This window comes from Pseudomonas sp. B19(2017), assembly GCF_002113165.1.
Classification (GTDB): domain Bacteria; phylum Pseudomonadota; class Gammaproteobacteria; order Pseudomonadales; family Pseudomonadaceae; genus Aquipseudomonas.
Window position 1 is genome coordinate 166288 of sequence record NZ_NEJR01000005.1, and the last position, 13771, is coordinate 180058.

General features: G+C 65.1%; 11 protein-coding genes and 1 riboswitch. Of the genes, 10 read left to right on the forward strand and 1 reads right to left on the reverse strand.

The window, feature by feature from the left end:
- The first annotated feature begins 99 nt into the window (after nucleotides 1–99).
- From CAF70_RS09970 to CAF70_RS09995, 6 genes are all read left to right on the forward strand, one after another.
- Nucleotides 100–2226 carry a TonB-dependent siderophore receptor gene (locus CAF70_RS09970; RefSeq protein ID WP_085624510.1) on the forward strand — a complete coding sequence of 709 codons (2127 nt, stop codon included), beginning with the start codon at nucleotides 100–102 and terminating at the stop codon, nucleotides 2224–2226.
- A gap of 203 nt (nucleotides 2227–2429) precedes the next feature.
- Nucleotides 2430–3596, forward strand: coding sequence for a DUF1624 domain-containing protein (locus tag CAF70_RS09975; protein ID WP_085624512.1), 1167 nt, complete (start codon nucleotides 2430–2432; stop codon nucleotides 3594–3596).
- Nucleotides 3597–3624: 28 nt separating this feature from the next.
- Nucleotides 3625–3823: riboswitch (cobalamin riboswitch) on the forward strand.
- Nucleotides 3824–3932: 109 nt separating this feature from the next.
- Nucleotides 3933–4943 carry an ABC transporter substrate-binding protein gene (locus CAF70_RS09980; RefSeq protein ID WP_085624514.1) on the forward strand — a complete coding sequence of 337 codons (1011 nt, stop codon included), beginning with the start codon at nucleotides 3933–3935 and terminating at the stop codon, nucleotides 4941–4943.
- Nucleotides 4943–5959, forward strand: coding sequence for an iron ABC transporter permease (locus tag CAF70_RS09985; protein ID WP_085624516.1), 1017 nt, complete (start codon nucleotides 4943–4945; stop codon nucleotides 5957–5959). The genes CAF70_RS09980 and CAF70_RS09985 overlap by 1 nt, the downstream gene beginning before the upstream one ends.
- Nucleotides 5956–6744 carry an ABC transporter ATP-binding protein gene (locus CAF70_RS09990; RefSeq protein ID WP_085624518.1) on the forward strand — a complete coding sequence of 263 codons (789 nt, stop codon included), beginning with the start codon at nucleotides 5956–5958 and terminating at the stop codon, nucleotides 6742–6744. The genes CAF70_RS09985 and CAF70_RS09990 overlap by 4 nt, the downstream gene beginning before the upstream one ends.
- 16 nt (nucleotides 6745–6760) lie before the next feature.
- The gene (locus CAF70_RS09995; RefSeq protein WP_085624520.1) at nucleotides 6761–8101 is read left to right on the forward strand and encodes an OprD family porin; all 1341 of its coding nucleotides are present in this window, start codon (nucleotides 6761–6763) and stop codon (nucleotides 8099–8101) included.
- 52 nt (nucleotides 8102–8153) lie between these two features.
- Here CAF70_RS09995 and CAF70_RS10000 read toward each other — a convergent pair whose 3' ends face one another.
- Nucleotides 8154–8477, reverse strand: a complete 324-nt coding sequence (locus CAF70_RS10000; protein ID WP_085624522.1) for a hypothetical protein — start codon at nucleotides 8475–8477, stop codon at nucleotides 8154–8156.
- Between the two features lie 188 nt (nucleotides 8478–8665).
- Between CAF70_RS10000 and CAF70_RS10005 the strand changes: the two genes are divergently transcribed.
- From CAF70_RS10005 to CAF70_RS10020, 4 genes are all read left to right on the forward strand, one after another.
- Complete coding sequence (locus tag CAF70_RS10005; protein ID WP_085624524.1) at nucleotides 8666–9145, forward strand: hypothetical protein; 480 nt, start codon at nucleotides 8666–8668, stop codon at nucleotides 9143–9145.
- 78 nt (nucleotides 9146–9223) lie between these two features.
- On the forward strand, nucleotides 9224–10795 hold the full coding sequence (locus CAF70_RS10010; protein WP_085624526.1) for a sensor domain-containing diguanylate cyclase: 1572 nt from the start codon (nucleotides 9224–9226) through the stop codon (nucleotides 10793–10795).
- A 185-nt stretch (nucleotides 10796–10980) separates the two neighbouring features.
- The gene (locus CAF70_RS10015; RefSeq protein ID WP_085624528.1) at nucleotides 10981–11391 is read left to right on the forward strand and encodes a DUF2946 family protein; all 411 of its coding nucleotides are present in this window, start codon (nucleotides 10981–10983) and stop codon (nucleotides 11389–11391) included.
- Nucleotides 11392–11459: 68 nt separating this feature from the next.
- The gene (locus CAF70_RS10020; protein ID WP_085624530.1) at nucleotides 11460–13610 is read left to right on the forward strand and encodes a TonB-dependent siderophore receptor; all 2151 of its coding nucleotides are present in this window, start codon (nucleotides 11460–11462) and stop codon (nucleotides 13608–13610) included.
- The last annotated feature ends 161 nt before the right edge of the window (nucleotides 13611–13771 follow it).

A 13771-nucleotide genomic window follows, 5' to 3' on the forward strand; every position in this document is an offset into this window, starting at 1 on the left:
GGGCGGGCGCAGGCCGGTATCCGTGTGCGCCCCTGCTGCACGGTGTGCCTTTGCGTGTTTTCCACCGGGATCCATTCATTCCTGCAGTAGTGGAACGACATGTCCCGTACCTTCAAGCTTCACCCCCTTGCGGCCTGCCTGGCCGTGTCCCTGCCGGCCCTGGCCGATGACCTCGACCGAGAGCCACTGGCCCTGCCCTCCACGGCTATCACCGATACCCAGGGCAGCCACGCCATCGACCTGGCCACCCCGACCCAGGCTGGCTCGCGCCTGGGCCTCAGCGCCCTGGAAACACCGGCCAGCACCAGCAGCATCAGCGCCGAGCAGATCCAGCAGCGCAACAACCTCACCGTACAGGACGCGGTGACCCGTTCACCGGGTATCAGCTATGTGGGTTCCCCGGGCGACGGCGGCACGGGCCTATCCGCCCGCGGCTTTACCGGGCACAGCTCGGTGATGACCTTGTTCGACGGCGCACGCCTGTACACCGGTGCCGGTACCCAGACGTTCCCGGTCGACCCTTGGATGGTCGAGCGCATCGATGTGATTCGTGGCCCGGCCTCGGTGCTGTATGGCGAAGGCGCCACCGGGGCGGTGGTCAATGTGACACCGAAAAAGCCGTTTGCCGGCGAGGTACACAACCACCTGCGCCTGGGCTACGGTTCGTGGGACCGCCAGCAGCTCGGCCTGGACAGCGGCGGCAGCCTCGGCGAGCGCCTGAGCTACCGCCTGGCCCTGAACCAGCAAGCCGGTAACGGTTGGGTCGATCGCACTCCGTCACGCAGCATGGCGCTAAGCGCCGCGCTGCGCTTCGACGCCAGCGACGATCTCAGCTTCACCCTCGCCCACGACCGGGGCGATGCGAAGCCTGCCAACTACTACGGCACCCCGCTGATTGACGGCCACTACCGCAGCAGCCTGCGCAACAAGAACTACAACGTGCAGGACGATGTGCAGCATTACGTCGATGAATGGACCCGCCTGAACACTGACTGGACGTTGAACGACCACCTCAGCACCAGCAACCAGCTGTACTACATCAAGAGCCGCCGTCACTGGCGCAACGCCGAGGACTACAGCTGGGACGCCGAGCACCAGCAGTTGCTGCGCGGCAGTTACCTGGAAATCAAGCACAACCAGGAACAGTTCGGCGATCGCCAGGCCTTCACCCTCGATCACACGTTGTTCGGCCTGGCCAGCAGGACCGTGGTCGGCGCCGAGTACAACAAGGTCCGTTTCAACGTCGACAGCAACGCGCCCTACAACGATGTGGGCGGCGACTACGTCGACCCGTGGCAGCCGCAGCCGGGTTGGTTCCACAGCGCCTCGCCGCTGCGCCCGCAAACGCTGTCCACCACCCACACCTTCGCCCTGTTCGCCGAAAACCGCCTGCAGTTGAGCGAACGCTTGTCACTGGTCACCGGCGTGCGCCGCGACCAGAACCACATCGACCAGGCAAAGCTGACAGACGACAGCCGCAGCGACCAGAGCCTGCAAGGTGGCAACTGGCGTGCCGGGCTGGTGTTCGCGGTCAGCGACGACCTGTCGTTGTATGGCCAGTACGCCACCAGCGAGGATGGGGTCGACAACCTTGTAAGTCTGAACGCCAAGCAGATGCACTACGACCTGACCGAGGCCAGGCAGACCGAAGTGGGCCTCAAGCAGCGCTTCTGGGAGGGACGGGGCGAATGGACATTGGCCGCCTACCACATCGTCAAGAAGAAGCTGCTGGTGGATGATCCGGTCACCCACGACAAGCAGCAGGCTGGCCAGCAGACCTCCGACGGCCTGGAGGCATCCCTGGAACTGGCGCTGGCGCACCAGTGGCAGGTGTCGGCCAACGCGGCGATCGTGCGCGCCAGGTATGACGATTTCGATGAAATGGTCGGCGGCGTGGCACAGGACCGTGCCGGCAATCGCCCGGCCAACGTACCGCGGCGTACTGCCAACCTTTGGTTGAGCAAAGGCTTCGGCCAGCAGGTGGAGGCCGGTATTGGCGCGCGCTATGTGGATGAGCGCTATGCCAACACCGCCAACACCCAGAGCGCCCCCGGCTACACCGTGGTCGATGCCAACATCGGCTGGCAGGTGTTGCCGGATGTAAGGCTGGGGTTGCAGTTGAACAACCTGTTCGACCGTGAGTATGTGCAGTCGGCGTTCAGTGGCCAGCAGTGGTTGATGGGTACGCCACGGTCGTACTTTGCGACGGTGGATTACAGCTTCTGACCTGAACTGCCTGCACCGGCCTCTTCGCGGGCTTGCCCGCTCCCACAGGTACTGCACCGATTTCAGCATGGGTGAAATTCCTGTGGGAGCGGGCACGCCCGCGAAAGGGCCGGTACAGGCCCCACAAAAACAGTTACCAACTCACTACCAATTAGTTATAAGATAACGTTTCATTTGACATCCATTCCTGCCAGCGAACGTTCATGACAAGCGCCACCGCCACCCCCACCCTGCTCACCCAGCGCCTGCAGAGCATCGATGCCCTGCGCGGCCTGGTGATCCTGTTCATGCTCCTGGACCACGTCCGCGAAACCTTCTTCCTGCACCGTCAGGTCAGCGACCCGATGGCAATCGATACCACCGAGCCCTCGCTGTTCTTCAGCCGCACCCTGGCCCACCTGTGCGCGCCGGTATTCGTCATGCTGACCGGCCTGTCGGCCTGGCTGTACGGCGAGAAACACCAGGGCCGCAGCGATGTCTCGGCGTTCCTGTTCAAACGCGGGCTATTCCTGGTGGTGCTGGAATTCACCCTGGTCAACTTCGCCTGGACCTTCCAGCTGCCACCCAGCGTCATCTACCTGCAAGTGATCTGGGCCATCGGCGTCAGCATGATCGCCCTGTCGTTGCTGGTCTGGTTGCCACGTGCCGCCCTGATCGCCCTGGGCGCCATCATCATCGCCGGCCACAATTTGCTCGATGGCCTGCACTTTGGCGCCGAATCCGCCCTGCATGTGCCATGGGCGATACTGCATGACCGGGGCTGGCTGGCGTTCTCCGAAAGCCTGCGCCTGCGCACCTCGTACCCGGTGCTGCCGTGGGTCGGTGTCATTGCCCTGGGCTATGGTCTGGGCCCGTGGTTCGCCCGTGGCAGCGATGCCGGCCAGCGCCAGCATCGCCTGCTGCTGGCCGGGTTGATCGCGCTGCCGGGCTTTGTCGTGCTGCGCCTGCTCAACGGCTACGGCGAGGCGCCATGGAGCGCTTACCCAACCCTCACGCAAACCCTGATGAGCTTCTTCAACATCACCAAGTACCCACCGTCGCTGCTGTTCCTGGCCCTGACCCTGGGCTGCGGCCTGCTGTTGCTGCGCGCCTTCGAACGCGCTGGCCAGGCCCGCTGGATCAGCGCCCTGGCGGTGTTCGGCGCGGCCCCCATGTTCTTCTATTTGCTGCACCTGTATGTGCTGAAGCTGCTGTACCTGGCCAGCGTGGCGCTGTTCGGCCGCAACCATGGCGACTACTTCGGCTTCGACGGCATCGCCGCGGTGTGGCTGGGGGCCGTGTTGCTGGCGGTTTCACTGTACCTGCCGGTGCGCTGGTTCGCCCGGCTGAAGGCGCGGCGACGTGACATCCGCTGGCTTAAGTACTTCTGAAAAGCGTTTTCACCCGGCGGCGCGATGGTCTACCATGCCGGCCGCCGGTTTCCATCACGGAACTAACAGGGAATCCCAGGCCCGTCATGACGGGCCAAACGGAACTGCCCCCGCAACTGTAGGTGCCGAGCCTGCTCCATCGATGCCACTGGGCCAGCAACCCGGGAAGGCCGGAGCCAGGCCATGACGCACCAGTCAGGAGACCTGCCGGCCTACATTCACCAACCGGCGGGGTGTCCGGGATTGGCCATCAGTGTTGCCCCTGCCAACCGCGGGGCTCGGCGATGCCTGTCCGTGCGTTCCTCACCCGAACTGTCCGATAGGAGATCGCCCAGCATGCTGCCCCGTTTAGCCACCCTGCTCGCTGGCCTCGGCCTCACCGGCCTGGCCCAGGCTGCTGCCACCCACTACCCGCTGACGCTCGACAACTGCGGCAAGCCGCAAACCTTCGCCCAGGCACCGCAGCGCGCGGTCACCATCGGCCAGGCCGGTACCGAGATGCTCTACGCGCTGGGGCTGGGCGACAAACTGGCGGGCACCTCGCTGTGGTTCAACAATGTGCTGCCCGAGTACCAGGCGCAGAACGACAAGGTGCCGCGCCTGGCCGACAATGAGCCCAGCTTCGAGGGGGTGGTAGGCAAGCGCCCGCAGCTGGTGACGGTGCAGTTCGAATGGATGGTCGGTGCCCAAGGCGCAGTCGGCACCCGGGAACAGTTCGACGAACTGAACATCCCCACCTACCTGTTACCGTCGGATTGCGAAGGCAAGGACAACCTGGTGGGCGCCGACGGCACCCGCCTGCAGGCGTTCCAGGTCGAGAGCATCTACAAGAGCGTCAGCCAGCTGGCGGCAATCTTCGACGTGCCAGACCGTGGCACGGCCCTGAACGCCGAGCTCAAAGGCCGCCTGGACAGTGCCAAGGCGCAACTGGCCGGCAAGGACCTGTCCACCACCTCGGCGCTGTTCTGGTTCTCCAGCGCCGACCTGCACATCGACCCCTACGTGGCGGGACGCCAGGGGGTCGCCGATTTCATGCTGCGCACCCTCGGCGTGCGCAATGTGGTCGAATCCAGCGAAGAGTGGCCGACCGTTGGCTGGGAAACCCTGGCCAAGGCCAACCCCACCTGGCTGATCATCGCCCGCATGGACCGCCGCCGCTACCCCGCGGACGACTACCGGAAGAAGCTGGCATTCCTGCGCAGCGACCCGGTAACGCGCAACATGGATGCGGTGAAGCACGACCGCATCATCATCCTCGACGCCGACGCCATGCAGGCCGGCATTCGCCTGTTCCGCGGCCTGCAGACACTGTCCGCAGCCTTCGCCAGCGGTAAAGCAGCCCAATGATGATGCGCCTGTTCCCCTGCATCGCTGTTGCCCTGGCCGCTCTGTTGATAGCCCTGCTGGCCGGCACCGCTATCGGTGAGAGCAACCTGTCACCCGGCGTGGTCGGCCAGGTGCTGGCCAACCACCTGTGGCAGGCCGGCTACCCGGTCGACCCGATCGATGCCGGCATCATCTGGAACTACCGCCTGACCCGCACTTTGGTTGCGGCGGCCTGTGGGGCCGGCCTGGCCATCTGCGGCGTGATCCTTCAGGCGCTGTTGCGCAACCCGTTGGCCGAACCTTACCTGCTGGGGCTGTCTGCCGGTGCCTCGACCGGTGCGGTGCTGGTCGGCCTGCTGGGCCTTGGCAGCGTGGCGCTGAGCATGTCCGGCGGCGCTTTCATTGGCGCCTTGGCAGCGTTTGCCCTGGTGCTGGTGCTGGCCCGCGCAGCCGGCCCCAGCAGCAACAACGCCCAGGTGATTCTCGCCGGGATCGCCGGCTCGCAACTGTTCAACGCCCTCACCGCCCTTCTCATCACCAAGTCGGCTACCGCCGAGCAGGCGCGCGGCATCCTGTTCTGGCTGCTGGGCAACCTTAGCGGCGTGCGGTGGCCTTCGGTGTGGCTGGCCGTGCCAGTGGCGCTGTTCGGGCTGGTGGTGTGCCTGTGGCACCGCCGTGTGCTGGATGCCTTCACCTTCGGTGCCGACTCGGCGGCGTCGCTGGGTATCCCGGTGCGGCGCACCCAGTTGCTGCTGATCAGCTGCGCGGCGCTGGTGACCGCGGTGATGGTATCCATCGTCGGCGCCATCGGTTTTGTCGGGCTGGTGATTCCCCATGCCCTGCGCCTGCTGCTCGGCCCCGGGCATAGCCGCCTGCTTCCCGCCAGCGCACTGGGCGGGGCACTGTTCCTGGTTGCCGCCGACATCCTGTCGCGCACCTTGATCCCCGGCCAGGTGATCCCCGTTGGTGTAGTCACCGCACTGCTCGGCGCACCGGTCTTCGCGTTGATCCTGATCAGCCGCCGGGGGCGCCCATGACAGTCATGACGGCGGTACGGGTGGCCCCCTTGAGTTGCCAGCGCCTGGGGCTGCAGCTGGCCGGCAATACCGTACTCAGCGACATCGAACTGAGTGTTGTCACCGGTGAAACCCTGGGCATCGTCGGCCCCAACGGCTCCGGCAAATCCTCGCTGCTGAAGGTGCTGGCCGGGCTGCGCAGGCCAGGCAGCGGCAGCGTGCAGCTGCTGGGCGAGCCACTGGCACAGTTACCGCGCCGCCGTGTCGCCCAGGCCCTCGCGCTGGTCGAACAGCAGGCCGATACCCTTGATGCGATCAGCGTGTTCGACGCCGTTGCCCTGGGCCGCACGCCCTGGTTGTCGGCGCTGGCGCCATTCTCCCGGGAAGACCGCGCGATCGTCGAGCAAGCCCTGGCCGACCTCGACGCCCTGCACCTGCGCACACGCTTGTGGGGGTCGCTGTCCGGTGGCGAGCGCCAGCGCGTGCACATCGCCCGAGCCCTGGCACAGCGGCCCCAGGTGCTACTGCTGGACGAGCCGACCAACCACCTCGATATCCAGCACCAGCTAGGCCTGCTGCAACAGGTGCAAGCCCTGCCGGTGACCACCCTGGTGGCCCTGCACGACCTCAACCAGGCGCTTACCTGCGACCGTATCGCGGTGCTCGACAAGGGCCGCCTGGTCGCCCTCGGCAAACCGCTCGAGGTGCTCACCCCCGAGCGCCTGCTGAGCACCTTCGGCGTGCACGCCCACTATCTCATCGACCCCTTCGACGGCGCGCGCATCTTGCGTTTTCGCGCCCCCTGAACAGGAAGTTCCGCCCATGCCGCGCCCTGTCGCCCTGCTGCTCGCCAGCACCCTGCTAGCGCCGGCTGCGCTGGCCGAATCTGCCCAGTCGCAAAGCAACGGTTTTGTCGAAGATGGCCGCTGGAGCCTGCTCAACCGCAGCGTATTCGACCAGCGCGACTACAAACATGGCGGGCGCAACAGTGCCGCGCGCAACGCTTACAAGCCGCGCAATGAACGTAACGGCAAGGCCGAGGAATGGGCCTATGGGCTGATGGGCACCTTCCAGTCCGGCTTCACCCAGGGCTTGATCGGTGTCGGGGTCGATGCCCACGCCTACCTCGGCGTGCAACTTGACAGCGGCGGCGGGCGCGCGGGCAAGGCGCGCTTGCTCGGGCTGGATAACGAGGGGCACCCGAAAAACGAATACAGCCGTGCCGGCGCGGCACTGAAACTGCGCCTGTCCAATACGGTGCTGGCCTACGGTGAGCAACGGGTCAAGACCCCGGTGTTCAGCTCCTCGGACAGCCGCCTGCTGCCCGAGACTGCCACCGGTTTCTTCCTCGCCAGCAACGAATTCGACAATCTCAAGCTGGTGGCCGGACACTTCAACGAGAGTACCGACCGCAATGCCTCCAGCCACGATCAGGGCTTCGTGGTCAACTACTCCAACGGCCGTCAGGGCAACAGCTTCGACCTGGCCGGTGTGTCGTGGAACCCAAGCGCCGCCTTCAGCGGCAGCATTTACACCTCACGCTACCAGGACAGCTGGAACCAGCACTACCTGGGCAGCACCCTCAGCCATGCCCTGGACGAGCGCCGCAGTCTCAGCCTCGACCTCAACCTGTACCGCACCACCGACACCGGCAAGGCGCTGTCCGGGCGCATCGACAACACCACCTGGAGCCTGGTCTCGCGCTATAACCATGGGCCGCACGGCTTCAGCCTGGGCTGGCAGCAAGTGGACGGCAACACGCCATTCGACTACGTGACGCGGGGGGCGATCTTCATCGCCAACGCGGTGCAGATGTCGGACTTCAACGCGCCGAACGAGAAATCGTGGCAGGCGCGCTATGACCTGAACATGGGCGCCTACGGCGTGCCAGGGTTGAACCTGACGGCACTATATGTGCGCGGTTTCGCTATCGACGGCACCCACGTCGACCCTGCGGGCGGGTATGCGTACCTGGGGTATGGCAAGGGCGGCAAACATTGGGAGCGGGACCTTGAGGCGCGGTATGTGGTGCAGGATGGCAAGGCCAAAGGCACCGTGTTTTCGCTGCGCCATGACGTGCATCGGGGCAATACGGCGCAGGCGGAGCTGGATGGCGACCAGATACGGTTGGCGGTGGAATGGCCGTTGGGGGGCGGGTTCTGAGGTAGCGCGTGGTCAGAAAGGCTTTGGGGCCGCATGGCGGCCCCAAAATCGATCAGGCGACCGAACTGCCAACTGGCTTCAACCCCCACTCCGCCCGCTCCTGCGCATTCAGCGCCGCCACCACCTCTGCAAAGGTCCGCTCCAGCTCCGCGCTGACATTGCCAAACGCCCGGTAATTGGTCAGCAGGTAGCGCTTCACGGTCCTGGGCCAGCGCCTTTCCTTGTGTGCCGTATTGATGATGCCTTTGGCGTCATGCCGCGTGGCCCCACGCCACAGGTCCATCAACCTGTTCTCGAAATCACCGAAGGTCCACAGGTCTGTGCGGTCTTCGAACTCGTCCAGCAGTTTGAGTTTGTACAGGGCCATGTGCGTCATGGTGAATCTCCCTTGGCTGCATTGAAAAATCCGAGCACCTGGGAAGGTAAGCAAGCCGGGCTGGTTTTGAAATGAACGCGTCGATCACCTGCGCGGCACCGTTGTAGGCACTTTCTGACTTGTCAGCGCAGCCATACCTGCCGACATCGGTATAATCGGTAGCATTCACTGCCCAACCAGGCCACGCCATGCCTCGCTTCCAGAAGTTGCTGTTGCCCCTGCTGCTGACTGCCGCTATCACCGCCTGCGACCAGAAACCCTCCCGGGAAGAACAGATCCTGGCCCAACTGCCACTCCAGGATGCCTACGCGCACAACATCGAGCGCATGGCTGTGCTGCTCGGCCGCACGCACCCGCAACTGTCGCAGGCGACCATCCAGGGTGTGCTGCGCAAGCATCTGACCGTCGAGGACCAGCGCCAGGACCTGTTCCGGCTGTACAGCGAGAAGAACTTCAGCGATGCCGAGTTCGCCTCCATCGTCGAGGCCACCCATGACCCGGCCAAGGCCCGTGCCATGGAACACACCGAGGCCGGCAAGCGCCTGAGCGACAAGCTTACCGCCCTGATGCGCGAGACCGCCCGCGACGCGAAGGTGCAGGCCTTGGCCGAGCAGCGTATGCAACAGGTGGAGGACGAACTGGACGCGCTGGAAAAGGCCGGCTCCTGAACGCGGTTCCCCACTGCGGCCATAACGCGTAAGGTTATGCCCGTTCAATAGCTGTTTTCACATCACTTGAGGTCAGGATTGCCACACACCAAGCACGGATTGCGCCTGGATTTACGCACACTCATTCTGGTGCTCTGCGCCCTTACCGCCGTGGTCATGTTGTGCGCCAGCTATTTCGCCAGCTACCGGGTGCAGCGCCAACTGCTGATCGACCAAGCCCTGGAAGCCAACCGGGTGTATGCGATGAAGCTGGCCACCATCACCGAGACCTTTATCGGCAACGCCCTGCAGCAGCTGTCGTTCAGCGCTGGCGTGCAAGGCCGGCAGCTCGGTGATGCCGTCGCCCTGCAGGCAGAGACCGAGCGCGTCCTGAACCAGAGCCTGGCCTTCAACTCCACATTCGTGATCGATGCCAACGGGGTGCTGCTGGCGATTTCCCCCGCCCCGTTGCGGCACCTGGTCGGCAAGCACATGCAGTCGCCCGGTGTTCAAGCGGCGCTGCAGGCGCGCGGGCCACTGGTATCGACGCCTTACGTGACGGCGGCCAACAACCTGGTGGTGGCGCTGTCGCAGCCCATTTTCGACAGCAATGGCCGCTATCTGGGATATGTCAGCGGTAGCCTGTACCTGCGTGAACACAACATCCTCAACAGCCTGCTGGGCGAGCACTTCTACAAGGACGGTTCCTACCTGTACGTGGTCGACCGCAACCGCCGTCTGCTGTACCACCCCGACAGCCAGCGCGTGGGTACGGTGGTTGAAGGCAACGCATTGATCGACCAGCTGACGACCCTGGGCAGCGGCACCCGGCAGTTGACCAACAGCCTCGGCGTGGAAATGCTCGCCGGGTTCGCCACCGTGCCCAGCACCGGTTGGGGCGTAGTGGCGCAGCAGCCGCTGACTCAGACGTTGAGGCCGCTGAGCAACCTGATTCTCAACGTGGTCGGCACCTCCGTACCGTTGGCGCTGGTGGGCAGCGTGCTGCTGTGGTGGCTGGCCATGACCATTGCCCGGCCGTTGTGGCAGCTTGCCGCCGGCGCCCGCTCGATGGACCGTGCCGGCACTGCCGAGCGCCTGCATCGGGTACCGGCCTGGTACTTCGAGGCGGCCGAGCTCAAGCGCGCGCTGCTGTTTGGGCTCAACCTGCTGCAGGAACGTATCGGCCGGCTCAACCGCGACGCCCAGACCGACCCGCTGACCGGCCTGGGCAACCGCCGTAGCCTGGAGTTCAGCCTGTCGTTGCTGGAAGCCGAGGGCCGGTCGTTTTCGGCGATCGTGCTGGATGTTGACCACTTCAAGCGGGTAAATGACTGCCACGGGCATGAAGTGGGAGACCAGGTACTGCGCCGGCTCGCCGAGCTGATGCGCCGCTGCTGCCGCGAGGGCGACCTGCTGTGCCGCACCGGCGGCGAAGAGTTCCTGATGCTGTTGCCGGGGGCCAGCCTGGACGTTGCAGCGGTGGTGGCCGAGCGGCTGCGCGTGACGGTGCAGGATACACCGGTGGAGCCGGTGGGCGCGGTGACGGTGTCGCTGGGGGTGGCGCACTGGGATGGCAAGCCCGAGAGCGATCCGGGGGATGCGTTGAGCGAAGCTGACCAAGCGCTTTACCGGGCCAAGCAGGAGGGGCGTAATCGGGTAGTTGTTGGCTGAACGTCTTGCCTCGCCTGTACCGGCCCTTTCGCGGGCACGCCCGCTCCCACAGGTAATGCGCCACCCTTGAGAGCAGCAGAGTTCCTGTGGGAGCGGGCATGCCCGCGAAAGGGCTGCAAGGCAGCCCCAAAATCTTGAGCCCGAAGCACTACCCGACCGTTCGTCCGGATGGTAGATTCGCCGCCATGAAAACCACCCGACACACCCGCATGCTGACCGCCTGGACGCTCTACGCCAGCGTCCTGTTCAGCCTTGTGCTGTGCGGCCTGCACCATGGCCAGATGGGTGGCCTGCGCCTGGCCGGCCTGGAAGGCGGTTTCTGCTCGGTCAACAGCGAGCACGGCGTAGCCATCGACCTGGATGGCGCCGGCAGCGATCAGCACATGGCCCAGCTCGACTGCCCGGTGTGCTCCTCGTTCGGCCTGGCCGTACCGCTCAGCAGCAGCGGCTGGTCGTTCACCCCGGCACAAACCGTGGCCAGCTCGCCCATCGTGGTGCGCAGCTGGGCGCAACCGCCGCCACGCTATCAACGCCCCGCACTCAATCCCCGCGCCTCTCCTGCCACCTTCCCCGCAGCCGTACTTCATTTCGCCTGACCTGAGCCGGGCGCGCCTGACTGCGCGTTCGCGGTCAGCCATGACCTTTGCGTGGAAGACACTTCAACATGCTTCGCAATACCTCCCTGGTGCTGCTCATGGGCACCTGCAACCTTGCCTGGGCGGACGCTGCCCCGGTAGAACTGAGCGCCACCACCATCGACGGTGAACGCGACGCCGCCAGCGGCGTGCAACTGGACGAGCCGATCCGCACCGGCTCGCGCCTGGGCCTTACCGCGCGGGAAACGCCGGCCTCGGTCAGTGTCTCGGACCGCCACCTGATCGAAGAACGCGGCGCCAACGACAGCCAGGACGTGATCAACGCCATGACCGGCGTCAATGCCTCGGCCAACCCTGGCTTCGGCGGCTTCGTCGCCTATCGCGGCTTCACCCAGAACCAGGTTACCCAGTTGTACAACGGCATAAACCTGGGCTACAGCAGCGCCACCCGGCCAGTGGATGCCTGGGTACTCGACCGCGTCGAACTGATTGGCGGGCCGTCGTCGTTCCTGCACGGTGCGGGCGCGGTGGGCGGCTCGATCAACTACATCACCAAATTGGCCGGCCGCGATCAGCAAACCCTCGACGGCCGTATCCGCCTTGGCAGCTTCGACGACAGCGAAGTGGCGTTCGGCATCAACCAGGCACTGGCCAGCAACCCCGCCGATGCCCGCCACTTCATGCGCCTGGACTTCAGCCGCGGGCATGGCAACGGCTACGTCGACCGCAACGAACGGCACACCGACAGCCTGGCCTTCTCGTTGCTGAGCGACCTCACGCCCAACCTCACTCACACCCTGGCGCTGGAGTACCAGGAAGACCGCGAAGACAGCCCCTACTGGGGTTCGCCGATCCTGCCCGGGCGCAGCACGATGAAAATCGCCAACAGCCGCCGCTTTGAAAACTACAACGTCGGCGACGGCCGCTACGAGCAACGGGTACGCTGGCTGCGCTCGATCCTTGACTACCAGCTCAGCGACAGCACCAGCGTGCACAACACGCTGTACCACTACAACGCCCAACGTGATTACCGCAACCTCGAACGCTACAGCTACACCGACGATGGCAAGGTACGGCGCAGCAGCCCTTACCTGCAACGCCACGACCAGAACCTGCTGGGCGACCGCATCGAGCTGCGCCACGACAACCAGCTGTTCGGCCTGGCCAGCCAGTGGTCGCTGGGGCTGGAGTACTCGCGCATGCGCCAGACCCTCTACCCCACCTCGAGCAGCTGGAGCGACGTGGTCGATGCCGAGCACTTCGCCCCCGGCAGCTTCGACGACATCCCCGGGGTGAATGCCGGCCTGACCAAGCAACGCCGCCACGAGGTGACCAACCGCGCGCTGTTTGCCGAAAACCGCCTGCAGCTCACCGAACGCCTGGCCCTGCTCACTGCCCTGCGCTACGACTACCTGGACATGCAAGTGACCAACTACGGCGCGGTAACGCCAACCTCGCCGGCGTTCTTCGAACGGCGCTGGGAACCGCTTTCCGGGCGTATCGGCCTGACCTATGCGCTGACGCCGTCCGCCAGCGTCTATGCGCAGTACAGTACCTCTGCCGACCTGCCAGCCGGCTCGCTGGCAGCAGCGACCTACTCCAACGTCGGGCTGTTCGACCTGTCCAAGGGCGAACAGTGGGAAGTGGGCAGCAAGTTCGACTTTCTCGACGGGCGCGGGGCGGCCACGCTGGCGCTGTACCAGATCGTGCGCAAGGACTTTGCCGTGCGCGACTCCAACGACGCCAACCTCACGGTCCAGGCCGGGCAGCAGACCTCACGTGGTGTCGAGCTGTCCGGGCGCCTGCAGGTGACGCCGAAGCTGCTGGCCGAGGCCAACTATGCCTATGTCGATGCGCATTACGACGCGTTCAACGAGGCAGTCAACGGCGTATCGGTTTCGCGCAAGGGCAACGCACCGGTGAACGTACCCGCCAACGTCGCCAACCTCTGGCTGACCTACAGCCTGACCCCGGCGTGGTCGGTGGGGGTTGACGGGCGCTACGTGGGCTCGGTGTACGCCGACAATGCCAACAGCTTGAAGGCCCCGGCCTACAGCCTGTTCGGCGCGTTTGCCCGCTACCGCCTGGATGAGCACACCACGCTGACCGGGCGGGTACGCAACCTGACCGACGAGGTGTATGCCAAGCAGGCCTACAACAGCCAGTACTACATGGGGCCACCGCGTACCTTCGAACTGGCGCTGGACATGCGTTTCTGAGCGCATGGCCCTATGGCCGGCAAGCCAGCTCCCACAGAATTTGCACCGCACTCAAGGCTTGTGCAGTACCTGTGGGAGCTGGCTTGCCGGCGATAGGGCCATCAGGGACAGCCCATCATGTTCGGTTGAATCAGGCATCCCGAGGTCGCCCTCGACAAAGC